18 protein-coding genes are annotated in these 24,715 nt (G+C 72.8%); 7 read left to right on the top strand and 11 right to left on the bottom strand.

The window, feature by feature from the left end; translation table 11 throughout:
* Positions 1-29 precede the first annotated feature (29 nt).
* Positions 30-1,307, top strand: coding sequence for a benzoate/H(+) symporter BenE family transporter (locus ACYVKZ_RS16925; protein WP_460993425.1), 1,278 nt, complete (start codon positions 30-32; stop codon positions 1,305-1,307).
* On the opposite strand, the gene ACYVKZ_RS16920 is transcribed toward ACYVKZ_RS16925, so the two are convergent.
* The 3 genes from ACYVKZ_RS16920 to ACYVKZ_RS16910 are packed head-to-tail and all read right to left on the bottom strand — an operon-like array spanning position 1,273 to position 6,613.
* The gene (locus tag ACYVKZ_RS16920; RefSeq protein ID WP_460993424.1) at positions 1,273-2,841 is read right to left on the bottom strand and encodes an FAD-dependent oxidoreductase; all 1,569 of its coding nucleotides are present in this window, start codon (positions 2,839-2,841) and stop codon (positions 1,273-1,275) included. The two genes, ACYVKZ_RS16925 and ACYVKZ_RS16920, sit on opposite strands and share 35 nt — an antisense overlap.
* Complete coding sequence (locus ACYVKZ_RS16915) at positions 2,838-5,150, bottom strand: molybdopterin oxidoreductase family protein (protein ID WP_460993423.1); 2,313 nt, start codon at positions 5,148-5,150, stop codon at positions 2,838-2,840. Before ACYVKZ_RS16915 ends, ACYVKZ_RS16920 begins: the two co-directional genes overlap by 4 nt.
* On the bottom strand, positions 5,147-6,613 hold the full coding sequence (locus ACYVKZ_RS16910) for an MFS transporter (protein ID WP_460993422.1): 1,467 nt from the start codon (positions 6,611-6,613) through the stop codon (positions 5,147-5,149). Before ACYVKZ_RS16910 ends, ACYVKZ_RS16915 begins: the two co-directional genes overlap by 4 nt.
* Before the next feature lie 290 nt (positions 6,614-6,903).
* Between ACYVKZ_RS16910 and ACYVKZ_RS16905 the strand changes: the two genes are divergently transcribed.
* Positions 6,904-8,310 (top strand): MFS transporter, encoded by a 1,407-nt coding sequence (locus ACYVKZ_RS16905; protein ID WP_460993421.1) that lies wholly within the window; start codon positions 6,904-6,906, stop codon positions 8,308-8,310.
* 122 nt (positions 8,311-8,432) lie between these two features.
* Here the strand turns inward: ACYVKZ_RS16905 and ACYVKZ_RS16900 are convergent, their stop codons facing one another.
* The 8 genes from ACYVKZ_RS16900 to ACYVKZ_RS16865 all read right to left on the bottom strand — a co-directional run bounded on the left by ACYVKZ_RS16900 (position 8,433) and on the right by ACYVKZ_RS16865 (position 19,770).
* The gene (locus tag ACYVKZ_RS16900) at positions 8,433-10,220 is read right to left on the bottom strand and encodes an acetyl/propionyl/methylcrotonyl-CoA carboxylase subunit alpha (protein ID WP_460993420.1); all 1,788 of its coding nucleotides are present in this window, start codon (positions 10,218-10,220) and stop codon (positions 8,433-8,435) included.
* A 113-nt stretch (positions 10,221-10,333) separates the two neighbouring features.
* On the bottom strand, positions 10,334-11,044 hold the full coding sequence (locus tag ACYVKZ_RS16895) for a Maf family protein (RefSeq protein WP_460993419.1): 711 nt from the start codon (positions 11,042-11,044) through the stop codon (positions 10,334-10,336).
* Positions 11,045-11,068: 24 nt separating this feature from the next.
* Positions 11,069-13,687 (bottom strand): MMPL family transporter, encoded by a 2,619-nt coding sequence (locus tag ACYVKZ_RS16890; RefSeq protein WP_460993418.1) that lies wholly within the window; start codon positions 13,685-13,687, stop codon positions 11,069-11,071.
* A 63-nt stretch (positions 13,688-13,750) separates the two neighbouring features.
* Positions 13,751-14,365 (bottom strand): TetR/AcrR family transcriptional regulator, encoded by a 615-nt coding sequence (locus tag ACYVKZ_RS16885; protein WP_460993417.1) that lies wholly within the window; start codon positions 14,363-14,365, stop codon positions 13,751-13,753.
* A 180-nt stretch (positions 14,366-14,545) separates the two neighbouring features.
* A complete protein-coding gene (locus ACYVKZ_RS16880) occupies positions 14,546-15,946 on the bottom strand; it encodes a dicarboxylate/amino acid:cation symporter (RefSeq protein ID WP_460993416.1) in 1,401 nt (466 codons plus the stop codon).
* 172 nt (positions 15,947-16,118) lie between these two features.
* On the bottom strand, positions 16,119-17,843 hold the full coding sequence (locus ACYVKZ_RS16875) for a DUF885 domain-containing protein (protein WP_460993415.1): 1,725 nt from the start codon (positions 17,841-17,843) through the stop codon (positions 16,119-16,121).
* 92 nt (positions 17,844-17,935) lie between these two features.
* On the bottom strand, positions 17,936-18,190 hold the full coding sequence (locus ACYVKZ_RS16870; RefSeq protein ID WP_460993414.1) for an acyl-CoA carboxylase epsilon subunit: 255 nt from the start codon (positions 18,188-18,190) through the stop codon (positions 17,936-17,938).
* Positions 18,187-19,770 (bottom strand): acyl-CoA carboxylase subunit beta, encoded by a 1,584-nt coding sequence (locus ACYVKZ_RS16865; protein WP_460993413.1) that lies wholly within the window; start codon positions 19,768-19,770, stop codon positions 18,187-18,189. Before ACYVKZ_RS16865 ends, ACYVKZ_RS16870 begins: the two co-directional genes overlap by 4 nt.
* A 206-nt stretch (positions 19,771-19,976) precedes the next feature.
* Between ACYVKZ_RS16865 and ACYVKZ_RS16860 the strand changes: the two genes are divergently transcribed.
* The 5 genes from ACYVKZ_RS16860 to ACYVKZ_RS16840 all read left to right on the top strand — a co-directional run bounded on the left by ACYVKZ_RS16860 (position 19,977) and on the right by ACYVKZ_RS16840 (position 24,715).
* Positions 19,977-20,837: an SDR family oxidoreductase gene (locus tag ACYVKZ_RS16860; RefSeq protein WP_460993412.1), complete on the top strand. Its 861-nt coding sequence runs from the start codon at positions 19,977-19,979 to the stop codon at positions 20,835-20,837.
* A gap of 39 nt (positions 20,838-20,876) precedes the next feature.
* On the top strand, positions 20,877-21,767 hold the full coding sequence (locus tag ACYVKZ_RS16855) for a biotin--[acetyl-CoA-carboxylase] ligase (RefSeq protein WP_460993411.1): 891 nt from the start codon (positions 20,877-20,879) through the stop codon (positions 21,765-21,767).
* Positions 21,760-22,350: a PH domain-containing protein gene (locus ACYVKZ_RS16850; RefSeq protein ID WP_460993410.1), complete on the top strand. Its 591-nt coding sequence runs from the start codon at positions 21,760-21,762 to the stop codon at positions 22,348-22,350. The genes ACYVKZ_RS16855 and ACYVKZ_RS16850 overlap by 8 nt, the downstream gene beginning before the upstream one ends.
* The gene (locus tag ACYVKZ_RS16845; protein WP_460993409.1) at positions 22,350-23,594 is read left to right on the top strand and encodes an adenylate/guanylate cyclase domain-containing protein; all 1,245 of its coding nucleotides are present in this window, start codon (positions 22,350-22,352) and stop codon (positions 23,592-23,594) included. Before ACYVKZ_RS16850 ends, ACYVKZ_RS16845 begins: the two co-directional genes overlap by 1 nt.
* A 149-nt stretch (positions 23,595-23,743) precedes the next feature.
* A complete protein-coding gene (locus ACYVKZ_RS16840; protein WP_460993408.1) occupies positions 23,744-24,715 on the top strand; it encodes an AAA family ATPase in 972 nt (323 codons plus the stop codon).

Raw genomic sequence — 24,715 nt, 5'->3', positions numbered from 1 at the left:
CAGGGCAGGCGCGAGTGCAAGGAGCGACGATGGCCACCACAGCCGAGGAATCGACCAGGAGGCGGCCCGACGCCGCAGGCTCCGCCCGGCCACAGGGGATGCTCGCCGCGGTGTCCTTCTCCGCCGTCATCGCGGGCTTCATCGCGGTGGCGGTCTCCTATGCCGGGCCGATGGTCGTGGTGCTCCAGGCCGCCCACGCGGCGCACCTGGGCGACGAGCTGACCGCCTCGTGGGTGAGCTCCATCGCCATCGCCAGCGGGATCACGTGCATCGTCCTGAGCGTGGCCACTCGCCAGCCGGTCGTGGTCGCCTGGTCGGTGCCCGGCGCGGCGCTCCTCCTGGCGGCGCTGGGCCACTACCCCTACTCCGACGCGCTCGGGGCCTACGTGGTCGCGGCCCTCGCCGCGCTCGTGCTCGGGGTGACCGGATGGTTCGGCAAGATCATGGAGGCGGTGCCCCAGCCGGTGGTCGCCGCGCTGCTGGCCGGCGTTCTCCTGCCGTTCGTGCTCAAGGCGAGCGGCGCCGTCGTGGAGTCCCCCGTCGTGGGGGGAGGGCTCGTCCTCGCGTTCCTGCTCGGCCGCAGGCTCGTGCCCCGCTATGCAGTCCTCCTCGCGCTGGCCGCGGGTGCCGCGCTCGCCGCGGCCACGGGAGCGGTGCGGATGCCGGACCTCTCCTGGGACTTCTCCGGCCCGGTATGGACGACGCCGACCTTCGGCCTCCCGGCGATCGTCGGCATCTCCGTGCCGCTGCTCGTGGTGACGATGGCCGGCCAGAACGCCCCCGGCCTCGCGATGATGCGCCAGCTCGGGTACGACGCCGGGGACAGGGCCATGATCGGCGGGGCATCGCTCGCCTGGGTGCTCTCGGCCCCGTTCGGTTCCCACGGGATCAACCTCGCGGCCATCACCGCGGGCATCTGCGCCGGCCGCGAGGCCCACCAGGACGCCGCCCGCCGCTACATCGCAGGCATCTCATGCGGCGCCTTCTACATCCTCTTCGGCGTCTTCAGCACCACAGCGGTGGCCCTCGTGGCAGCCGTCCCCGCCACGCTCCTGACGGCCCTGGCCGGCGTCGCGCTCCTCGCGGCCACCCAGGGCGCGATCGTCGACGCGGTCGCCCCGCGACGAGGCGGCGCCCGGACGGCACCGCACGCGATCGAGGCTGCCGTGATCACCCTGGCCGTCACCGCATCGGGGGTGAGCGCGTTCGGCATCGTCGCACCCTTCTGGGGCCTCCTCGCGGGCACCGCGGCCTACGCGGCACTGGGGATGTTCAGGCCGCAGCGGCAGCGAAGTGCTCCTCGATGAGCTCGCGCACCCCGTCCCTGCAGCCGCCGCAGCCCGTCCCGGCCCGCGTCCGGCGCGAGACCTCCTCGACCGTCGAGCACCCGGTGCCGACAGCCTCCTGCACCCGGCCGCGGCTCACCCCGGCACACCGGCACAGCGTGGCCTCGGGATCCGACGCGGCGGACGCGGACGGCCCGCCGGCGAGGGCCGCCTCCGGACCGTCGAGCCGGAGGATCACCGAGCGGTCGGCCGGAAGCTCGGCCCCGGACTCGAACAGCAGCGTGAGCTCCGCCGCGGCCCGGGGCATGCCCAGGGCCACGAAGCCGACCAGGACGCCCGCGCGCGTGGCCATCTTCACGTAGGCCCCATGCTCGGGGTCCGACCACAGCGAGACCTGCAGCGGGGGCGGCCCCGACACGCCCGGGGCGTTCTCGGGCGAGAAGGCGTCCCACGGGTCCACGCCCACCTCCCCGGCCACCGCGAGGTTCACGCCGCGCGCCTTGAGCAGGATGACCGGCGCCCGCTCGGGGCCGAGGGGCGCGGGCGATGCCTCGCCGAGGAACTCGCTCCGAAAGCGGGCGGCGAGCCAGTCGGCCTGCTGCCACCCCGGGGCGATGAGCCCGCTCGGGGCCCTCTCGCCGGGCTGCGCGCAGTCTCCGACCGCGAAGACGTGCTCGGTGTGCAGGGCCCGCAGCCCCTCGTCGACGAGCACCCCGGGCCCCACGGCCAGGCCGGCACCCTCCGCGAGCTCCGTCCGGGGCCTGGCCCCGCACGCGAGGACCAGGAGGTCGGCGTCGACCGCCGAGCCGTCCTCGAGGAGCAGGGCACGGAAGGCCCCGTCCGGGCCGGTCTCGAGTCCTGTCGAACGGGCGTTCCCCGCGACACGGACGCCCCGGCGGCGCAGCGCTGCCGCGAGCGTGGCTCCGCCCGCCGTGTCGATCGCGCGTCCGAGCGGGTGGCTCCGGTGGTGGACGACCGTGACAGTAGCGCCCTCCTCGCTCGCGGCGAGCGCAGCCTCCAGGCCCAGGACCCCTCCGCCCAGGACCACGATCCTGCGGCGTTCCCTGACGGCGGAGGCCAGCCGCGCGGCGTCGTGCGCGTCGCGGAGAGCGGTCACGCCCGGGGGCAGGACCGGGTGCAGCGGATCCGGGTTGAGCCCGGTGAGGTTGGGCACGACGGCGCGGGCGCCGGTGGCAAGGACCAGCCTGTCGTAGGCGAGGCCAGTGCCGTCGGCGAGCCGGACCCTGCGCCGCGACCTGTCCACGCGGACCGCGCGGGTGCCGGTGAGCACGCGCACGCCGTCCGCCGCGAGCTCTGCCGGGTCGGCGAGGGCCATCGCCGCCAGGGTGGTCCGGCCCGCTCCGAGGTCTGCGACGAGCACCCGGTTGTAGGCCGGCAGCTCCTCCTCGCCGACCACGGTGAGCTCGAGCGCGCCGGCCGCGGCGGCGGGCCGGAGCTCGTCGACGAAGCGGGCGGCAACGGGCCCGAAGCCGACGACGACGATGCGCGGGCGGGCGGGCACCGAGCCTGCCGGGTGCGGGGTCGGGGCAGTCATCGCGGAGCCTCCTTCGAGGGGACGGGGACGAGCGCGGGCAGTGCGCCGCGCACGGAGGGCGCCGGGCCGGGCTGGTCCTGGGGGAGGGGCACCACGAGCACGCGCGTGGTCTTGAACTCGGGCATGCCGGAGATCGGATCGGTGCGCTGCTCGGTGATCCGGTTGGCAGCCTCGGGGCCCGGGAAGTGGAACGGCAGGAACACGGTGTCCGGCCGCACCTCGGCGGTCACCCGCGCGCGGCAGCGCACCTCGGGGACGGCGCCCCGGGCGCCGGGCCCGGCAGTGCCGGCGCGGCGGACGGCGACCCACGCGCCGTCGGCGATCCCCAGCCGGGCTGCCGAAGCGGGGTGGATCTCCAGGCGCGCCTCGGGCTGCGCTGCCGCGAGCGAGGCGACGCGCCGGGTCTGGGCCCCGGACTGGTAGTGCTCGAGCAGCCTGCCGGTGGCGAGCTGGAACAGGGCCGGATCGGGCTGATCGGCAGGCCCGGCGGCGACTCCCGCGGGGGTGCTGGGCCGCACGGGCACGATCCTCGCCCGGCCGTCGGGGTGCGCGAAGCGGTCGAGGAAGAGCCGAGGCGTGCCCTGGCCTTGGCCCGCACCCGAGGCTTCCGCCGGGCACGGCCAGTGCAGCGCCTCCCCGGCGTCGAGCCGCTCGTAGGTGATGCCCGAGTAGTCCGCAGGGCCCCCGGCCGAGGCGGCGCGGAGCTCCTCGAACACCTCGCGCGGGTCCTCGGGGAAGGACGACGGCGCGCCGAGCAGCGCGGCGAGCCGGTGCATGATCCACAGCTCGCTGCGGGCCCCGCCGGGCGGCTCGGCCGCCCGGCGGCGCCGGAGCACCCGGCCCTCGAGGTTGGTCATGGTGCCCTCCTCCTCGGCCCACTGCAGCACCGGCAGGACGACGTCCGCCTCGCGCGCCGTCTCCGAGAGGAAGAAGTCGCACACCACGAGGAAGTCCAGCGTCCGCAGCCGGGCCAGCACGGCGGTGGCGTCCGGGGCGGAGACGGCGGGATTGGCCCCGTGCACGAACAGGCAGCGCACTCCGGCCGCCGCGTCCTTCGCGGCTGGGCCGTCCCCGGCGGGTGGGCCGAGGGAGGCGAGGAGCTCGACGGCGGGCAGCCCCGGCCCCGGGATGCTCGCCTCGGTCACGCCCCACACGCGGGCCACGTGCTGCCGGGCGGCGGGGTCGGTGATCTTGCGGTAGCCCGGGAGCTGGTCGGCCTTCTGGCCGTGCTCCCGGCCGCCCTGCCCGTTCCCCTGTCCCGTGAGCGTGCCGTAGCCGCCCCGCCGGGAGCCGGGCAGGCCCAGCAGGAGCGCGAGATTGATCGCGGCCGTCGCCGTGTCGGTGCCGTCGGCGTGCTGCTCGACGCCCCGGCCCGTGAGGATGTAGCACGAGCCGGTCCGGGCCGACTGGGCGAGCCGCCGGGCGGTCTCGCGGACCAGGGTGGCCGGGACCCCCGTGGCTGCCTGCACCCGCTCGGGCCACCACGGGGCGACGGAGCGGGCGAGCGCGTCCGGTCCCTCGCCGGGGGTGTCCCGGGCCGCGCGGCCTGCGAGGTAGTCGTGGGCCGCGAGCCCCTCGGCGAGGACCACGTGGGCGAGTCCCAGGAGGAGCACCAGATCGGTGTGCGGGGCCGGCTGGAGGTGGAGTCCGGCGCCGTCGTCCGTGAGCGCCGCGGTGGCGGTGCGGCGCGGGTCGACGACGATCAGCCCCCCGGCGGCCCTGGCCCCTTCGAGGTGCGCCACGAACGGGGGCATCGTCTCGGCCACGTTCGATCCGAGCAGGAGCACCGTGTCCGCCGCCGCGAGGTCCGCGACCGGGAACGGCAGCCCCCGGTCGAGCCCGAAGGCCCGGGTGCCCGCGGCCGCGGCCGAGGACATGCAGAACCGTCCGTTGTAGTCGATCCGCGAGGTTCCCAGCGCGATCCGGGCGAACTTCCCCAGCAGGTAGGCCTTCTCGTTGGTCAGGCCGCCCCCACCGAAGACGCCCACCGCGTCCTTCCCGTGCCGGGCCTGCGCGCGCCGCACCTCCGCCGCCACCCGCTCGAGGGCGGCCTCCCAGCTGACGGGGCGGAGCTCGCCGTCGTCCGCCCGCATCAGCGGCGCGGCGAGCCGCCCCGGGTGGGCGAGCAGCTCCGCGGAGGTCCAGCCCTTGCGGCACAGCCCCCCGCGGTTCGTGGGGAAGTCGCGGCCGGAGACCTCCGGCACGGCGGACGTGGCGGCGGGCCCGGGGGAGGTCAGCGCCATGGCGCACTGCAGCGCGCAGTAGGGGCAGTGGGTCGGGACGGCCGGTGCCGCGGCGGCCTGGCTCATGCGCCGGCCTGGGCCACGAGGGACCCGCGGCGCAGGTAGCAGGCCCAGCACACGGCGAGCATGAGCGCGTAGGCCGCGACGAATCCGAGGAAGGCCGGGACGTAGGAGCCGGTGGCGGCGCTCGAGGCTCCCAGCAGCTGGGGGATCACGAACCCGCCGTACGCGCCGACCGCGGAGATGAGGCCGAGGGCGGCGGAGGCGAGGCGGGCCGTGTGCGACGCCGGCGCCCCGCTTCGGGCGGCACGGCTCGCCCGCGCGAAGATCACCGGGATCATGCGGTAGGTGGACCCGTTGCCCACGCCGCTCGCGCCGAACAGCACGAGGAACAGGCCGAGGAAGAGCCAGAAGCCCTTGAGCGGGAGCGTCGCGACGAGGGCGATCGTCGCCGCGGCCATGACCGCGAACGAGACGACGGTGATGCGCGCCCCGCCGAAGCGGTCCGCGAGCCTGCCGCCGTAGGGGCGGGCCAGGGAGCCGACGAGGGGGCCCAGGAAGGCGAGGGAGAGCGCCGCCGGCACGCCCCCGGCGCTCACCGTGAAGACCGAGTACGCGGGGAAGATGTCTTGGATGAGCTTCGGGAACACGCCGCCGAAGCCGATGAACGAGCCGAACGTGCCGATGTAGAGGAGGGACACGACCCACAGGTGCGGTTCCCTCAGCGCGGCGAGCGAGCCAGCGAGGTCGCCCTTGGCGTGGGCGAGGTTGTCCATCCGCCGGAGCGCCCCGAACGCGGCGACGAGGATGAGCGGCACCCACATGAGCCCCGCCACGGCGAGCGTGGAGCCGGCCTGGCCCGCGGCGGCGGCGCCGCTGGCCACGAAGGCGGCCAGGCTCACCGCGAGCGGGACGGCGAGCTGGGCGACCGCCGCGCCGAGGTTGCCGCCGGCCGCGTTCAGGCCGAGCGCCCAGCCCTTCTCCCGGGCGGGGAAGAAGAAGGTGATGTTCGCCATCGAGCTCGCGAAGTTGCCGCCGCCGAACCCGGCCACGCCGGCCACGGCGAGCATGAGCCAGAACGGCGTCGAGGGGTTGGCGACGCACGCCGCGAGGCCGAGCGTGGGGACGAGGAGCAGGAGCGCCGAGACGACCGTCCAGTTGCGCCCGCCGAAGCGGGACACGGTGAACGTGTAGGGGATGCGGAGGGTGGCGCCGACCAGGCTCGGCATCGAGATGAGCCAGAACGTCTGGGAGGTGTCGAACCGGAACCCCGCCGCGGGCAGCGAGACCACCACGATGGACCACAGCTGCCAGACGACGAAGCCGAGGAACTCGGCGAGGATGGACCACCGGAGGTTCCTGCGGGCCACGGCCCGGCCCTCGGCCTCCCACTGGGTGCTGTCCTCGGGGTTCCAGTGCTCGATCCAGCGGCCGCGGCGGACATCGAGCCGCAGGCTCTGGGGTCCGGGGTCCTGCGCGGCCCGGGTTCCCGGCGCAGCCTGGCGCGTGGTGGTTGATTCGGTGCTCATGGGTCCTCCTGGGGCGGGGGAGTGGGCTTCTCTGGGCTGACTCCCACGCTAGGAACGGGGCGTTTCGGCCAGCAGCCAGAGCCGTTAACAGGCCGTGACATCTCTCTCTCATCGGCGGCGGGCCCCGCGTGAGCCCGCGAGGTCCCCGCACACATCCGGAACCGCAGACTCAGTTCCGTCTCATCATGTGGACCGATTGTCCGTTGGCTGGACGTAGCGGGCATAGGATGGCGTGTACTCAAATCCCGGACCGGAAGTCAATCCCCGGTCCAGCATGTGAAAGCGATGCCATGTCCACCACATCTGCGGTGACGGAGCCCTCGGCCGCACAGTCGGCCAATACGAAGGGCCGAGTCATCTTCTCGAGCCTCATCGGCACGACCATCGAGTTCTTCGACTTCTACGCGTACGCGACGGCGTCCGTGCTCGTGTTCCCGAAGCTCTTCTTCCCGAACGCGACGGACATCAACGCCATCCTGTCCTCGTTCGCGATCTTCGGCGTCGCGTTCGTCGCGCGCCCGGTCGGCTCGATCGTCTTCGGCCACTTCGGCGACAAGCTCGGACGCAAGGGCACCCTCGTCGCCTCGCTGGTCACGATGGGCCTCGCGACCTTCCTCATCGGCCTGCTTCCGCCGGCGACGACGCCGGGCTGGGTGGTGCTGGCCCCGCTGCTGCTCGTGGTGTTCCGCTTCCTCCAGGGCCTCGCCCTCGGCGGCGAATGGTCCGGGGCGGCGCTGCTGGCCACCGAGAACGCCCCCGCCAACAAGCGCGCGGTGTGGGGCACGTTCCCGCAGCTCGGGGCGCCGATCGGCTTCATCATCGCCAACGTCATGTACGTGGTCATGAACAGCTTCCTCACCACGAAGCAGTTCGAGGACTTCGGCTGGCGCATCCCCTTCCTGTTCAGCATCATCATGGTCGCGATCGGCCTGTACGTGCGCCTCAAGCTGGTCGAGAGCACCTCGTTCAAGAAGGTCATCGAGGAGGAGAAGGTCGCCAAGGTCCCGCTCGCCGCGACGTTCCGGCACCACTGGCGCGCTGTCATCGCCGGCACGTTCATCATGCTCGCGACCTACGTGCTCTTCTACCTCACCACGAGCTTCACGCTCACCTACGGCACGGCGACGAACAAGGTCGAGGTGGCCCGCGCCGCCGCCCAGAAGGCCGGCAAGCCGTTCGACGCCTCCACGTTCGTCCCCGGCCTGGGGATCGACCGCGGCCTGTTCCTGTGGATGCTCATCATCGGCGTCGTGTTCTTCGGCATCTTCACCGCGGTCTCCGGGCCGCTCGCGGAGAAGTACGGCCGCCGCCGGTTCCTGCTCTGGGTCACCGGCCTCATCTTCGCCTTCGGCCTCGCCTGGGGCCTCATGTTCGGGCCCGGCACCGGCGCCGCGATGGTCGGCCTGATCGTGGGCTTCACGCTCATGGGCGCGACGTTCGGACCGATGGCCGCGATCCTGCCCGAGCTGTTCCCGGCGAACGTGCGCTACACGGGCTCGGCGATCGCCTACAACCTCTCGTCCGTGCTCGGCGCCGCGCCGGCCTCGTTCGTCGCGATCGCCCTGTGGCAGTTCGGCAAGGGCAGCACGGTGTGGGTCGGCGTGTACCTGGCGGCCGCGGCGGTGCTCACGTTCGTCGCGCTGCTGCTGACCAAGGAGACCCGCGACGCCACGTTCGAGGAGAATATCTCGGCCTAGTCGAAGACCCCGCAAAGGTCCGCCAGAGACCCCTCAACCGGAAGGATCGGTTGAGGGGTCTCTGGCGTCTTCTTGCGGGGTCTCTGGCGCCCGGACGCGGGGTCAGCTTCCCGGGGCGGGAGTCAGTCCTCGATGGTTGCGATGACCGCGCCCGCGCCGACGGTCTGCCCGGGCTCCGCGCCGAGGCCACGGACTGTGCCGGCCTTGTGGGCGGTGAGCGGCTGCTCCATCTTCATGGCCTCGAGCACGACGACGAGATCGCCCTCCGCGACCACGTCGCCGTCCGCGACGGCCACCTTGACGATCGTGCCCTGCATCGGGGCGGTGAGCGCGTCGCCGCCGGCCGCCGTGGCCGCCGAGCCGCGCGCGGTGCGGGCCTTCTTCTTGGGCTTGGGCGCCCGCCCGGTACCGAGGGACAGCGAGGCCGGGATCGTCACCTCGAGCCGCTTGCCGCCCACCTCGACCACAACGCTCTGCCGGGCGGCGTCGTCGTCCGCGCCCTCGGCGGCGGCCGGCCCGCCGGCGTACGGCGGGATGGTGTTCTCGAATTCCGTCTCGATCCAGCGGGTGTGGATCGAGAACGGGCCCTCCTCGGGTGCGAACGCGGGGTCGCGCACCACGGCGGCATGGAACGGCACGACCGTGGGCATGCCCGTGATGACCAGCTCGTCGAGGGCGCGGCGCGCCCGCTGGAGCGCCTGGGCACGGCTCGAGCCGGAGACGATCAGCTTGGCGAGCATCGAGTCGAAGTTGCCGGAGACGACCTCGCCGGCCTCGATGCCCGAGTCGACGCGCACCCCGGGGCCCGTCGGGTAGCGCAGCGTCTCGACGGTGCCGGGGGCGGGCATGAAGCCGCGTCCCGGGTCCTCGCCGTTGATGCGGAACTCGAAGGAGTGGCCGCGGATCTCGGGGTCGTCGTAGCCGAGCTCCTCGCCGCGGGCGAGGCGGAACTGCTCGCGCACCAGATCCAGGCCCGTGACCTCCTCGGACACGCAGTGTTCGACCTGGAGGCGCGTGTTCACCTCGAGGAAGCTGATGGTCCCGTCCTGGCCCACGAGGAACTCGCAGGTCCCCGCGCCGAGGTAGCCGGCCTCCTTGAGGATGGCCTTGGAGGACTCGTAGAGGCGCTTGGTCTGCTCCTCGGTGAGGAAGGGCGCTGGCGCCTCCTCGACGAGCTTCTGGTTGCGGCGCTGGAGCGAGCAGTCGCGGGTCGAGACGACGACGACGTGGCCCGTGGAGTCCGCGAGGCACTGGGTCTCCACATGGCGCGGGGCGTCCAGGAACCGCTCGATGAAGCACTCGCCCCGGCCGAACGCCGCGGTCGCCTCGCGCACGGCGGAGTCGAACAGCTCGGGGATCTCCTCGAGGGTCCGGGCGACCTTGATGCCGCGGCCGCCGCCGCCGTACGCCGCCTTGATGGCCACGGGCAGCCCGAACTCCTGGGCGAACGCGATGACCTCGTCCGCGGACTCGACCGGGTCGGCCGTGCCGGGGACCAGCGGGGCGCCGACCTTCTCGGCGATGTGGCGCGCGCGCACCTTGTCGCCGAGGGCAGCGATGGCCTCCGGGGAGGGGCCGATCCAGGTCAGGCCGGCGTCGATCACGCGCTGGGCGAAGTGGGCGTTCTCGGACAGGAAGCCGTAGCCCGGATGGACGGCGTCGGCGCCGGAGGCGGCGGCCGCGTCGAGGATCTTGTCCATCACGAGGTACGAATCGGCCGCGGTGGTGCCGCCCAGCGCGAAGGCCTCGTCCGCGAGGCGCACGTGCAGGGCGTCCCGGTCCGGGTCGGCGTAGACGGCGACCGAGGCGATGCCCTCGTCGCGGGCCGCGCGGATGACGCGGACGGCGATCTCGCCGCGGTTGGCGACGAGCACCTTCGTGATGGGCTTGGTGGCAGCGCTGAGGGACAAGGCAACTCCGTTCTGTACTGCGGGAAGCCTAGCGCCGACTTGGTGGAATCGCCCATATTGGTGGCGGATTCCGTGCGTAGCGGGCCGATCCTTTGTAGGGGATCTACAAAACGTCAGCGGTCGACGGCGGCCGCCCACCAATCCGTGAGGCGCACCCCCGCGGTGGCCAGGAGGGCGCGCAGGGTGGAGACGGACAGGCCCACCACGGCGTGGGGGTCGCCGTCGACGCGCGTCAGGAACGCGCCGCCGAGCCCGTCGATCGTGAACGAGCCCGCGCAGTGCAGCGGCTCGCCCGTGGCGACGTAGGCCTCGATCTCCGCGGCCTGCATCTCGCTGAACTCGACCCCCGCCGAGGCGAGCTGACCGTGCCCCGGCGCGGCGCCGGCGTCGTGCGTCCCCTCTGCCCGCTGGCCGGGCTCCAGCCGGCCCCGGACGTCGATGAGCCAGTGGCCGGTGTGCAGGATGCCCGCGCGGCCGCTCATGGCCGCGAGCCGCTGGCGGGCGACCTCGGCCGTGTAGGGCTTGCCGAGGGCCTGGCCGTCGAGCTCGAAGACCGAGTCGCAGCCCAGGACCAGGGCGCCCACAGCGGCGGGGAGCCCCGCGACGGCCTCGGCCTTGGCCCGGGCCAGGAGCAGCGCGGTCTCGGCGGGCGTCGCGCCCGGGCGACCGGCCGCGACCGCCTCCTCGTCCACGTCGGAGACGAGGATCCGGTGCGGGATCCCGGCCTCCTCGAGGAGCTTGGTCCGTGCGGGGGACTTCGACGCCAGGATGAGCGTGGGCGGGTGCGGCTCGAGATGGTGGGCGCGCGGCGCGGGGACTCTCACGCGGCCCAGCCTATCGCCGCCCGCTCAGCGGGCCACCGGGGCCGGCGAGTCCTCGTCGGCGCGGTCCGGCGCCGCGGTCGCACGCTCGAGCTTGGCGCCCTCGATGTCCAGGTCGGGCAGGATCCGCGCGAGCCAGCGCGGCAGCCACCACGCCGCGTTGCCGAGCAGGCGCATCACGGCGGGGACGAGGGTCATGCGCACCACGAACGCATCCAGCAGCACGCCGAGGGCGAGCCCGAAGCCGAGGGGCCGGACCATCGTCAGGTGGCTGAAGATGAAGCCCGCGAAGACGCTGACCATGATGATCGCGGCGGCGGTGATCACCCGTGCGGCGTGGTGGAAGCCCGTCCGGACGGCGAGGTGCGCCTCGACGCCGTGGGCGTACGACTCGCGGATGCCCGAGGTGATGAAGACCTGGTAGTCCATCGCGAGGCCGAAGAGGATGCCGATGAGCAGGATCGGCATGAAGCTCAGGACCGCCCCCGGGTGGGTGACATCGAAGACCGGGCCGAGCCAGCCCCACTGGTACACGGCGACGACCGCGCCGAACGCGGCGCCGAGCGAGAGCAGGAACCCGCCGGTGGCCAGCAGCGGCACGAGGAGCGAGCGGAACACGAGCAGCAGCAGGAGGAAGGACAGGCCCACGACGATCGTCAGGTACGGCGGGAGCGCGTCGGCGAGCTTGGAGGAGACGTCCACGTTCGCGGCCGTCTGCCCGGTCAGGCCGATCGTCACGCCGGTGCTCTGCTGGATGTCGGTGCCCTTGGCCCGCAGGTCGTGGACCACCTGGACCGTGCTCGCGCTGGCCGGGCCCTCCTTCGGGATCACCTGGAACACCGCGATCCTGCGGTCGGGGCTGACCGTGCCGGGAACGGCCGCGACCACGCCGGGCACCGAACGGAGCTGGTCCGCGACGTCGTACTCCTTGGCCTGGGCGGCGGCCGCGTCGAGGCCCGCGGGGAGGTCGCCGACCACGATGATGGGGCCGGTCATACCCTCGCCGAAGTACTTCCCGGTCGCGTCGTAGGCCTTGAACGCGGTCGAGTCGGCCGGCTCCGAGCCGCCGTCCGGGAGGGCGAGCCGCAGCTGCGCCGCCGGGACTGTGAGCACGGCGAGCAGCACGACCGCGCCCAGCACCGAGACCCAGGGGTGCCGGGTCACCCAGGCGCCCCAGCCGCGGTTGGCCTTGGCGAGGTCCGAGCGGGCCGCCTCCTCGGCGTGGCCGGCCTGCGCGTTCTCCGCCTGGGCCCTGGCCCAGCGGCGCCGGGAGACGATCCGCCGGCCCGCGAACCCGAGGACCGCGGGCAGGAGGGTGACGGCGACCAGCACGGCCACGGCCACGGTGGCGGCCGCCGCGAGGCCCATGACGGCGAGGAAGGGCAGCCCGGGCACCACGAGCGCCGCGAGGGCGATCACCACGGTGAGGCCCGCGAACACGACGGCGTTGCCGGAGGTGCCGATCGAGAGCGCCACGGACTCGCGCGGGCCCATGCCGGCGAGCAGCTGGGTGCGGTGCCGGTTGACGATGAACAGCGAGTAGTCGATGCCCACGGCCAGGCCGAGCATGAGGCCCAGCATCGGCGTCACCGAGCTCATCGAGACCACGCTGGTGAGGGCGAACGTGCCGCCCACGCCGACCGCGACGCCGATCAGGGCCATGAGGAGCGGCAGCCCCGCTGCCACAAAGGTTCCGAGCATGGCGAACAGCACGACCGCCGCGACGGCCACGCCGATCCCCTCGGAGGTGCCGAAGATCTGCGAGATGTCCTGCGTGAGCTCCTTGCTCGGGTAGGCGTTGACGCCGGGCACGCTCGCGGCGATGGACTGGACCTCCTGCCGCAGGGCGGGGGAGAGGCCGTCGGTGGACTTGGTGAACTGGATCGACGCGATGGCCGCCTTGCCGTCGCTGGAGACGAAGCGCAGCCCCCCGGCGGCGGTGGCCTGCCGCTGGGCGAGCGCGAGCTGGGCCTTGGCGTCCGCGAGCTTGGCGGCGCCCTCGTCGGCCTGCTTCTTCCCGGCGTCGTACCGCGCCTGGCCCGCGGCGAGCTGCTGGCGCCCGGCGTCGAGCTGGGCCTGCGCCGAGGCGGTGGCCTGCGCGACTGCCGCCTCCGGGAGGCCCTGGGCCGCGAGGGCCTTCTTCTGCGCGTCGAGCTGGGCCTGCCCGGCATCGAGCTGGGCCCTGGTGGCATCCAGCGTGGCCTTGGCGGACTCGAGCTGGGGTGCCCCTGCCGCGAGCTTCGCCTCGTTCGCCGAGATCTGGGCCTTCCCGTCCGCGATCTTCGCGGCGGCGCCGTCGAGCTGGGCCTGCGTGGTGAACGGGTCCGTCACGTTCTGGACGCCGTCGAGGCCTTTGATCTTGGCCAGGGCCGCGCTGAGGTCCTTCTTCTGGGCCTCGGTGAACGCCGCGTCCGGGGACGTGAAGGCCACGGTTGCGTTCCCGCCGGCCGCGGAGGGCAGTTCCGCCTTGAGCTTGTCCAGCATGCGCTGGGTCTCGGTGCCCGGGATCTGGAAGTTGTTGGTCATGCTGCCGTGGAACGCGGCGGCCGAGCCGCCCACGGCCGCGACGATGACGAGCCACGCGGCGAGGACGAGCCAGCGGCGGTCGTAGGCGAACCTGCCGAGACGGTAGAGGAGCGAAGCCATGGGCCTTACCTATTCAGGACGGAGCGGACGGGGCGGTGGAGCGGACGCGGCGGTGGAGGGGCCTCAGGGCGCGGCGAAGCCGGTCTTGAGGTAGGTGATGGCGGAGGAGAGGAGGCTGCGGAGCCGGGTGAGGGACGACGGCGAGAGGTCGCCTCCCGATTCGGCCATCCAGGTCTCGAGGGCCGCCTTGCCGCAGGAGATGACGCTGCCTGCCAGGGCGGCCACGTAGAGGTCGTTGCCGAGGTGGGGGTGGCGTTCCCTGATGGCCGTGCCGATCTTGTCGGCGCAGTCGTCGAAGGCCTGCAGCTGGAAGCGCGTGAGGGGGTCGTGGCCGGCGGCCACGAGGAACGACTGGGCCATCGGCTCGATGAGGTCGTTGTCCGCGAGGCCGGTGAGGACGTGGAGCGCGGATTCGAGGATGGGCTCGTCCGCCGGCCGCTCGCGGAGCTGGTCGAGGGCGCGGTCGAGGAAGCCGAACGTCGGGGCGGCGATGGCCTCCTCGACGCTGCCGAAGTAGTTGAAGAACGTCCGCCGGGAGACCCCGGCGGCATCGGCCAGCTCCTCGGCCGTGAAGCCGCCGAGTCCGCGCGACATGGCGAGGGAGAGCGCGGCGGCGATGATCGATTCGCGGGTCGCGGCCTTGTTCAGCTCGCGGCGCGACGTGGTTTCGGGGGTCACCCCATGACACTACGTGCAAGTTTGCACGCCGTGCAAGTTGTTGGGTCGAGATCGGCCCGGGACAGGTGGCTCTGGGGCGGGGACGGCAACGCCGCATCAGGACATGCTCGAATCCGGCGGGGATTGCGGCATGTCCTGATGCGGCGTTCGGGGTGGCGGGGCGTCCTGCCCGCCCGGCGGTCAGCGCGCGGCGGCCAGCTCGCCGTCGTGCGTCTGCTCGGTGGGCGAGGCGGACTCGTCCTTGAACGGGTCACCGTGGCGCGGGGCGTTGTAGAGCTCCACGTCGAGGATGCCCTGGCGCTTGGCGACGATGGTCGGCACGAGCGCCTGGCCCGCGACGTTGACTGCCGTGCGGCCCATGTCCAGGATCGGGTCGATGGCCAGGAGCAGGCCCACCCCGGCCAGCGGCAGGCCCAGCGTCGAGAGGGTCAGGGTCAGCATCACGACGGCGCCGGTGGTGCCCGCGGTCGCGGCCGAGCCGAGGACCGAAACGAGGACGATCAGCAGGTACTGGCTGAAGTCGAGGTTGATGCCGAAGAACTGGGCCACGAAGATCGCGGCGACGGCCGGGTAGATCGCGGCGCAGCCGTCCATCTTCGTCGTCGCGCCCAGCGGCACGGCGAAGGACGCGTAGCCCTGCGGGACCCCGAGGTTGCGCTCGGCGACGCGCTGGGTGAGCGGGAGCGTGCCGATCGAGGAGCGGGAGACGAACCCGAGCTGGACGGCCGGCCACACGCCGGAGAAGTACTGCTTGACGGAGAGCCCGTGCGACTTCACGAGGATGGGGTAGACCGCGAACAGCACGAGCACGAGGCCCGCGTAGATCGCGACGGCGAACTTGCCCAGGGCGCCGATGGTGTCCCAGCCGTAGACGGCGACGGCGTTGCCGATGAGGCCGATCGTCCCGAGCGGGGCGAGGCGGATGATCCACCAGAGCACCTTCTGGATGATCTCGAGGGCCGAGCGGGTGAAGTTCAGGAATGGCTCGGCCTTCGCGCCGACTTTGAGCGCCGCGATGCCCACGGCGATCGCGATGACGAGGATCTGCAGGACGTTGAAGGACACGGTCGTGGTGACGGCGCCCCCGTCGCCCGCGGTCGAGGTGGCGCCCAGGCCGAGGAAGTTGTGTGGGAACAGGCCGGTCAGGAAGGCCCACCAGTCACCGCTCTTGCCGGTGTACTTCGCCTGCTGGGTGATGCCGGTGCCGGCGCCCGGCTGGAAGACGACGCCCAGGGTGATGCCGATCATCACCGCGATGAAGGCGGTGATCGCGAACCACAGCAGGGTGTTCCAGGCGAGCTTGGCCGCGTTGGAGACCTGGCGGAGGTTTGCGATCGAGCTCACCACGGCGGTGAAGATGAGGGGGACCACGGCGGTCTGGAGCAGGCTCACATAGCTGCTGCCGATGGTTGCGAGGGTCGCGCCGAGCGCGTTCGGGCTGGCCTTGGTGCTGCCCGTGTACTTCGCGAGGAGGCCCAGGGCGAGGCCGACGACGAGTGCTGCGATGATCTGCGGGCCGAACGCCGTGGCCCACGTCGGGAGGCGGCGCGGGGTGCGCGCAGTGCTGGTTGAGGTGCTCACCCGTCTACGCTAGGGCGGAGTTTTCTACCATACGAAGCTTGTGTTTCCTCGTGTGACGCGCAGTGTGACGGCGCGGCCGGGAAGAGAACCCCGAGATGCCGCGCCGTCACGCCGTTTTGTTACGCTATTCCCTCGGCCCGTGTGGGATATGTCACGCGCCTCGCCCGGCGCCTCAGGAGGTCAGGGCGCGCCGGAGGGTGTCCAGGCCGACGGATCCGAGGTTCAGGGCGCGCGTGTGGAACTCCTTGAGGTCGAACTCGCGGCCCGCGGCAGCGGCCTCCGCCTCGAGCTCGGCGCGGACCTGCTCCCACAGCCGCTGTCCCACCTTGTAGGACGGCGCCTGCCCGGGCCAGCCGAGGTAGCGGTTGAACTCGAAGTCGAGCTGGCCCTCGGAGACGTCCAGGTTCTGCTGGAGGAACTCGTAGCCCTTCTCCGCCGTCCACGTCCCCGTGCCCCAGCGCTCCGGGACCTCGAGCCCGAGATGGACGCCGATGTCGAAGACCACCCGCGCGGCGCGCATGCGCTGTCCGTCGAGCATGCCCATGCGGTCGCCCGGGTCGGCGAGGTAGCCGAGCTCGTCCATGAGCCGCTCCGCGTAGAGCGCCCAGCCCTCGCCGTGCCCGGAGACCCAGCAGATGTTCCGGCGCCAGTCGTTGAGCAGCTCGCGGCGGTACACCGCCGTGGCGCACTGGAGGTGGTGTCCCGGGACGCCCTCGTGGTAGACGGTGCTCGTCTCCGCCCACGTGGTGAACGTGTCCTCGCCCTCCGGCACGGACCACCACATGCGGCCGGGTCGGGAGAAGTCGTCCGACGGCGCCGTGTAGTAGATCCCGCCATCCTGCGTCGGGGCGATCATGCACTCGAGCTGGTGCATCGGGCCCACGATCTCGAAGTGGGTCCCGGCAAGGTTCGCCACGGCCCGGTCGGAGAGCTCCTGCATCCAGGCCCGCAGCGCGTCGGTGCCCTTGAGCTGCCGGGCGGGGTCCGCATTGAGGGCGGCCTTGGCCTCGGCGATGCTGGCGCCGGGCCTGATCTGCTCCGCAACGGCCTCCTGCTCCGCGATGATGCGGTCCAGCTCGGCCACGCCCCACGCGTACGTCTCCTCGAGGTCGACCGCCGCGCCGAGGAACCTGCGGGACTCGAGCGCGTACCGCTCGCGGCCCACGGCGTCCTCCTCGGGCGCCTGGGGGAGGAGCTCGCCCTCGAGGAGGTCCGCGAGCCCGCGGTACGCCGCGGCGGCGGCCGCGCAGCCGTCGGCGAGGGCGGAGGCGACGTCCTCCGGCAGCGGGGCGCCGCCGTCGAGGGCCGCCTCCGCGGCGAGCTTGGCGAAGAAGCCGGCGCCCTCGGCGCCGTACTTGCGGCACTGGCCGACGACGACGCGCACCTGCCGCGCCGCCGAGACCTTGCCGTCCGCCGCGGCCGCCCGGAGCGAGGCGATGTAGCCCTCGACCGCGGCGGGGACGTTGGCGGCGCGGCCCGCGATGTGGCCCCACTGCTCGGCGGTGTCCGTGGGCATGAGGTCGAAGACGGCGCGGATCGACTGCGCCGGCGACTCGATGTTGTTCAGCGTCGCCGCGACCCAGCCGCTGGCGTACCGCTCGGCGTCGAGGCCGAGCCGCTCCCGCATCGCGTCGAGCGTGACCTCGTCGATCTCGTCCGCGGGAGCCGCGGCGTCGAGGGCGCTGAGCGTGCGCTCCACGAGGGCGCTGTGCTCGGCGAGGCCGGCAGGGGAGTAGTCGGGGTACTCCGTCTCGTGGCCCGGGTAGCCCAGCTCGGTCGCGAGGGCCGGGTCGAGGTCGAGCAGCTTGCGGGTGAACTCGTCGGCGATGGCATCGAGGGCGCTGGGCGCGCGCGTGCCTGCGGAGCTGTGCTGGTTCTGGTCAGTGTTCTGCGTCACGCCCACGAGCCTAGCGCGGCGCACCGACACGTGAAAGAACCCGTGCACATATCTCGCGGGCCCGGGGCGGGCACCCGGGCCGAGGGGGGGCGTCAGGCGCGGCCGCGGCGCTGGGCGATCATGTGCCGCGGGCGCAGCGTCGCCCGGCGGATCCGCTCGCGGCGCGTCGGCGCCGCCGGTGCGGCCTCGGGGGCGGGGCCGCCGAGCGCGGCGAGCACGGCCGTGAGCGCCGCGATCTCCTCGGGCGTCGGGTTCCCGCGGGTGACCGAGAAGAGCACCGGCGCGGCGACGACGGCGGGCGAGTCCCCGCCGTCGTGCGTCTGGGGCGTCTGCGGGAGCGCGCTCACAGGGGGATGTTCCCGTGCTTCTTGGCGGGCATGGACGCATGCTTGTCGCGGAGTGCGCGCAGGCCGCGCAGGAGCTGCACGCGGGTCTCCGACGGGGCGATGACCGCGTCGATGTACCCGAGTTCGGCCGCCTGGTACGGGTTGAGGAGCTCCTCCTCATAGTGCTGGATGAGCTCGGCGCGCTTGGCCTCCACATCGCCGCCCTCCGCCGAGACGGCGGCGAGCTCGCGGCGGTACAGGATGTTCACCGCGCCCTGGGCGCCCATGACGCCGATCTGCGCGGTGGGCCACGCGAGGTTCAGGTCCGCCCCGAGCTTCTTGGAGCCCATGACGATGTACGCGCCGCCGTAGGCCTTGCGGCAGATCACGGTCAGCTTCGGCACGGTCGCCTCGGCGTACGCGTAGAGCAGCTTCGCGCCGCGGCGGATGATCCCCTGGAACTCCTGGTCCTTGCCGGGCAGGAAGCCGGGAACGTCCACGAGCGTGATGATCGGGATGTTGAAGGCGTCGCAGTGGCGCACGAACCGGGCGGCCTTCTCCGAGGCCGCGATGTCCAGCGTGCCCGCGAACTGGATGGGCTGGTTCGCGACGATCCCGACCGTGTGGCCCTCCATCCGGCCGTAGCCGATGATGACGTTCGGAGCGTAGAGCGCCTGCATCTCGAGGAAGTTGCCGTCGTCGAGGATGCCCTCGATCACGGCGCGCATGTCGTAGCCCTGCGTCGGCGAGTCCGGGACGAGCGCGTCGAGGGCGAGGTCCTCGTCCGTCTGCTCGAGCTCCTGCTCGGAATCGAGGACGGGGGCCTCGACGAGGTTGTTCGAGGGCAGCACGTCGAGGAGTTCGCGGACGAAGTCGATCGCGTCGGCCTCGTCGGAGGCGAGGTAGGTCGCGGTGCCGGTCGTGGCGTTGTGCTGGCGGGCGCCGCCGAGCGTCTCCATGTCCACTTCCTCGCCCGTGACGGTCTTGATGACGTCGGGGCCGGTGATGAACATGTGGCTCGTCTTGTCCACCATCACCACGTAGTCCGTGAGCGCCGGGGAGTACGCCGCGCCGCCCGCGCACGGGCCCATGATGAGCGAGATCTGCGGGACCACGCCCGAGGCGGCCACGTTGTTCCGGAAGATGTCCGCGAACATGGCCAAGGAGGCCACACCCTCCTGGATGCGCGCGCCGCCGCCGTCGTTGATGCCCACCACGGGGCAGCCGTTGCGGAGGGCGAACTCCTGGACCTTGACGATCTTCTCGCCGTTGACCTGGCTCAGCGAGCCGCCGTAGACCGAGAAGTCCTGGCTGTAGACCGCCACGAGGCGCCCGTCCACCGTGCCGTATCCGGAGACGACGCCGTCGCCGAGCGGAGTCTTCTTCTCCATCCCGAACGCGGTGGAACGGTGCACGCGGAGGGTGTCGAACTCGACGAAGCTCTCCGTGTCGAGCAGCATGTCGATGCGCTCGCGTGCCGTGTTCTTCCCGCGCGCATGCTGCTTCTCGATCGCCTCCTGGCCCGAGGGCGCGAGCGAGGCCGCCCGCCGGTCGCGGAAGTCCGCGATCTTGCCTGCGGTGGTGGTCAGGTCGTGGGTCACACTCACTCCAGCTCTCGGTCCGTAGCGCACGCGCGGTGGCTCTGTAGGGTCCGCACAAAGGGCGGAGACGTCCCCTCAGTCTAATGAGGCCCTGAGGCGAGGCCTGTGTAGGAACCCTACAAATTCGACACGGCGGCCGGCGTGGGTCCCGCCCGGCGGACTGCTCTTGTTACTGACCAGTAACAAGATCCCGTACACTGGGACGCATGACGAGCATCACACCGGGCGCCGCCGGCTCGCTGGCGGGCCGCACCATCCTCATGAGCGGCGGCAGCCGCGGCATCGGGCTGGCCATCGCGAAGCGGGCCGCGGCGGACGGGGCCAACGTCGCCCTCCTGGCCAAGACCGCCGAGCCGCACGCCAAGCTGGCCGGCACCGTGTACACAGCCGCGGAGGAGATCGAGGCGGCGGGCGGATCGGCCCTCGCGATCGTCGGGGACGTCCGCAGCGACGAGGACGTGGCGCGGGCCGTCGACGCGACCCGCGAGCGGTTCGGCGGGATCGACGCGGTGGTCAACAACGCCTCCGCGATCGACCTCTCCACGACCGACGCGGTGGACATGAAGCGCTACGACCTCATGGCGGACATCAACGTCCGCGGCACGTTCCTGCTCTCCAAGCTCGCCCTGCCCGCGCTGCGCGCCTCGGCGGCCTCCGGCGCGGGCGCCCACATCCTCACCCTGTCGCCGCCCATCAACCTCGACCCGGCATGGGCCGGCCGGCACCTCGCCTACACGATGGCCAAGTACGGCATGAGCCTGACGACCCTCGGCCTCGCGGAGGAGCTCCGTCCCGCCGGGATCGGCGTCAACTCCCTCTGGCCGGCCACCCTCATCGACACGGCCGCGATCCGCAACATGCCCGGCGGGGATGCCCTCGCCACCGCCGGACGCCGTCCGGAGATCGTGGCAGACGCGGCGCACGTGCTGCTCACGAGCGACCCCCGCACCACCACCGGCGGGTTCTTCACCGACGAGGAGGCCCTCGCCGCCGCCGGGGTGACCGACTTGGCCCCCTACAGCCTCGGCGCGCCCGAGGACCGCCTCGTGAAGGACATCTTCCTCTGAGATCCGGGGCGCCCCGGCGCCCCTCGATAGGATTCAGGCATGGACGACCACGCGCAGCCAGAGTCCCGCGGACCCCTCGACGCAACACTCCTGGGTCCCGGGCTCGCGCGCGAGGCCGGGCTGTCCCGGCTCGAGGTCGTGGACGAGATCGACTCGACCAACGCCGAACTCCTGCGCCGCGCGGAGGCGGACCCCGACGGATGGGGGGACCTCTCCGTCCTCGTCGCGGACCACCAGACCGCGGGCCGGGGACGCCTCCACCGGCACTGGGAGTCCCCGGTCGGGGTCGCCGTGGCCGTGTCGGTCGTGCTGCGCCCCCACAACGCCGCGGGACGGCCGCTGCCCACGCAGAGCTACTCGTGGTTCTCGCCGCTCGCCGCGCTCGCGCTCCGCGAGGCCCTCGCCGAGACGGCAGGGGTCGAGGCGAGCGTGAAGTGGCCCAACGACGTCGTGGTGGACGGGCTCAAGATCTCCGGGATCCTCGCCCAGCTCGCCCCGGGAGCGCACGGCGCCCCGCCCGCCGTCGTGCTCGGCACCGGCATCAACGTCGGGCAGGCGGAGGGCGAGCTCCCGGTCCCCACCGCGACGAGCCTGGCCATCGCCACCGGCCGCGAGCACCGACGGGAGGACATCCTGGCCGCCTACCTGACCGCGTTCGCCCGCCGGTACCGGCAGTTCTGCGCGGTCGACGGCGACCCCGACGCGCCGCTCGCGGCCGGCCGCGGCCTCTGGGGCCAGGTCGAGGATGCCACCATCACCCTCGGCAAGCGCGTCCGCGTGGAGCTGCCCGGCGGCCAGACCCTCGTGGGCCGCGCGACGGGCCTCGACGCGCACGGCGCCCTGCGCGTGGTCGAAGAGGACGGCACCCGCCACTCGGTCGCGGCGGGCGACGTGGTCCATCTCCGCCCGGCCGACGGCGGCTATGCGTAGGCTCCTCGACCCGGGGGAGCAGCTCATCGTCAGGACGCGGCGCCAGGGCCGCATGCTCGTGCTGCCCGCCCTCGTCCTCATCCTCGTCAGCGGGGCGGCCGCCTTCGCCGCCGGCTGGCTCTCGCGCGGGCGCCTCGAGGCGATCGTCCCCTGGCTCCCCGCCGGGACCTCCTCCTGGTCGCCGCTCGTCCCCGCCGCGGCCGCGGTCTGGGTCCTCATCGGGTACTGCCTGCGCGAGCTGCTCGCGTGGCGCTCCGTCAGCTACGTGCTCACGAGCCGCCGCGTGCTCCGCCGCGAGCGCGGCCTCACCCGCAGCGACCGCGGAATGCCGCTCTCGCTCGTGCGCGATGTCCATGTGAGTCAGGGGTTCATGCAGGGGATGCTCAGGTCCGGGACGATAACCTTGACCTCGGGCCAGTCGGCGCAGCTCACGCTGACCGACGTGCCGGAAGTGCGCCGTTTCAGCCAGTTCATCCTCGACGCCATCGAGGAGCTCCCGCTCCAGGAGGGTCAGCCGGATCCTGGCGACGAGATCACTGACTTCAGCGATGCGTCGCTTCCGTGGGAACTGAGGGAGGACTGATGGACGAGCCGAACGGCGGGGTGCCCCGGGAGGACGCCGAGGAGCGGGCCGCCGCCCCCGATGCCTCTTCCCTCGACGATGCCTTCCTGGAGCCGCTGGACGAGGAGGGCCTGGCCGCCGAGGAGGAGTCCCCAGCGGGGGGCCCTGCCGCGCGTCCCGCAGCCGGGGACCGCGGTGCCGGGGCTCCACGCCAGGGCCCCCGGCAGGCCCGGCGGATGACGTCCAAGGACATCGAGGTCCTCCTGCTCGGGGGCGAGCGTACGCTCAAGCGCCGCGAGGTGGCGGCCGCGGCCGGGGTCTCCCTGTACTCGGCCCGCAAGCTCTGGCGGGCCCTGGGCATGCCGAACTTCACGGACGACGACCTCGCCTTCACGCAGGCCGAGCTCGAGCCGCTCAAGGTCATGCCGCGCCTGGTCCGCGAGGGCAAGCTCACCGAGGAGGCCGCGATCTCGGTGGCCCGCGCGATCGGACAGATGACCGACCGCATGGTCGTGTGGCAGGTCGAGGCCCTCGTGGAGGACATGATCTCGAGCCAGGGCATGACCGACTCGGAGGCGCGCGTGGCCCTCCTCGAGCGGCTGCCGGACCTGGTCGGCCCGCTCGAGGAGGTGCTCGTCTACTCGTGGCACCGCCAGCTCGCCGCGGGCGTCCAGCGCCTCGTGGTCCGGGCCCAGGCGGGGCTCGACTCGAGCGAGGAGGGACGCGACGGCACGGAGGACGACGCCCCGCTGCCGTTGGCGCGCGCCGTCGGCTTCGCCGACCTCGTCTCCTACACGTCCCTCTCGCGCCGGATGAATGAGCGGACCCTCGCGCAGCTGGTCCAGCGGTTCGAGAACCGCTGCTCCGAGATCATCGCCGTGGGCGGCGGCCGCCTCGTCAAGACGATCGGGGACGAGGTCCTCTACATCGCCGAGACGCCGGCGGCCGGGGCCCAGATCGCGCTGGCCCTGTCCAAGGAGTTCGCGGAGGACGAGATCCTCCCGCAGTGCCGCGTCGCCATGGTCTGGGGGCGCGTGCTGAGCCGGCTCGGGGACATCTACGGCCCGACCGTGAACCTCGCCGCGCGCCTCACCGCGATCGCCGAGCCGGGGCAGGTCCTCGTGGACGACGTCACCGCGAAGGCCCTCACGGGCGATGAGAGGTTTGTCCTCGAGCACCGAGAGCCCGAGATGGTCCGCGGCTTCGGCGAGATCCATCCGGTATCGCTCCGGCACGGCACCGGGCCCGGCATCGTCCTCGACTGACCGTCCGCGCGCCCGAGGCGCGCGGACGGACGCCGGGGGAGTCCTCCCCATCGCGGGCCCGGACGGCGAGGCACTAGGCTGTGCCGGGGACATCGCCGGGCTCGGGGCCCGGTGCGGTGGAGAGAGCACACACATTCCAGGGGGAGCGGATGACGCTGACGACAGAACAGGCCACATGGTTCGCCGAGACCTTCGAGCGGCTCGCGGGGAACGTGGGCCAGGCGGTGCTCGGCAAGGACCACGTGGTCCGGCTCGCGCTCACCGCGATGCTCGCCGAGGGCCACATCCTCCTCGAGGACGCCCCGGGGACGGGCAAGACCTCGCTCGCGCGGGCGCTGGCCGCCACGGTGCAGGGCACCAATTCGCGCATCCAGTTCACCCCTGACCTGCTGCCCTCCGACGTCACCGGCGTGACGATCTACGACCAGAAGACGCAGCAGTTCGAGTTCCACAAGGGCCCGATCTTCGCCAACATCGTGCTCGCCGACGAGATCAACCGGGCCTCGCCCAAGACCCAGTCGGCGCTGCTCGAGGTCATGGAGGAGTCCCGGGTGACCGTGGACGGCGTGACCTACGAGGCGGGGCGGCCCTTCATGGTGATGGCCACCCAGAACCCGATCGAGCAGGCAGGCACCTACCGGCTCCCCGAGGCCCAGCTCGACCGGTTCCTCATCAAGACCTCGATCGGCTACCCCGACCACGCCTCCACCGTGCGGCTCCTCGGCGGCGCGTCCGTGAAGGACCGCTCGCGCGAGCTCGCCCCGATCATCACCACGAACGCGGTAGCCGAGATGGCCGAGCTCGCGGCCCAGAACCACGTGGACACGGCAGTGCTCGAGTACATCTCGCGGCTGTGCGAGGCGACGCGCAACGCCCCGGAGACCCGTCTCGGCGTGAGCGTGCGCGGCGCGATCGCGATGGTCCGGGCCACCAAGGTCTGGGCAGCGGCGCAGGGGCGCAACTTCGTCCTCCCGGACGACGTCAAGGAGCTCGCGGCGGTCGTCTGGACCCACCGGTTCGTCATGGACCCCGAGGCCGAGTTCGCGGGGGTCACCGCGGACCGGGTCCTCGACCGCGTCCTGGGCGAGGTCGCCGCGCCGCAGTCCCGCGCCGGCGTGTGA

The organism is Sinomonas soli (assembly GCF_054782415.1).
This window is presented reverse-complemented; position numbering and strand designations above follow the sequence as displayed.

Excerpts from the sequence above, each read along its gene's own strand:
- ACYVKZ_RS16925 (WP_460993425.1), top strand. The coding sequence starts at position 30 with ATGGCCACCACAGCCGAGGAATCGACCAGGAGGCGGCCCGACGCCGCA.
- ACYVKZ_RS16920 (WP_460993424.1), bottom strand. The coding sequence starts at position 2,841 with ATGACTGCCCCGACCCCGCACCCGGCAGGCTCGGTGCCCGCCCGCCCG.
- ACYVKZ_RS16915 (WP_460993423.1), bottom strand. The coding sequence starts at position 5,150 with ATGAGCCAGGCCGCCGCGGCACCGGCCGTCCCGACCCACTGCCCCTAC.
- ACYVKZ_RS16910 (WP_460993422.1), bottom strand. The coding sequence starts at position 6,613 with ATGAGCACCGAATCAACCACCACGCGCCAGGCTGCGCCGGGAACCCGG.
- ACYVKZ_RS16905 (WP_460993421.1), top strand. The coding sequence starts at position 6,904 with ATGTCCACCACATCTGCGGTGACGGAGCCCTCGGCCGCACAGTCGGCC.
- ACYVKZ_RS16890 (WP_460993418.1), bottom strand. The coding sequence starts at position 13,687 with ATGGCTTCGCTCCTCTACCGTCTCGGCAGGTTCGCCTACGACCGCCGC.
- ACYVKZ_RS16860 (WP_460993412.1), top strand. The coding sequence starts at position 19,977 with ATGACGAGCATCACACCGGGCGCCGCCGGCTCGCTGGCGGGCCGCACC.
- ACYVKZ_RS16855 (WP_460993411.1), top strand. The coding sequence starts at position 20,877 with ATGGACGACCACGCGCAGCCAGAGTCCCGCGGACCCCTCGACGCAACA.
- ACYVKZ_RS16850 (WP_460993410.1), top strand. The coding sequence starts at position 21,760 with ATGCGTAGGCTCCTCGACCCGGGGGAGCAGCTCATCGTCAGGACGCGG.
- ACYVKZ_RS16845 (WP_460993409.1), top strand. The coding sequence starts at position 22,350 with ATGGACGAGCCGAACGGCGGGGTGCCCCGGGAGGACGCCGAGGAGCGG.
- ACYVKZ_RS16840 (WP_460993408.1), top strand. The coding sequence starts at position 23,744 with ATGACGCTGACGACAGAACAGGCCACATGGTTCGCCGAGACCTTCGAG.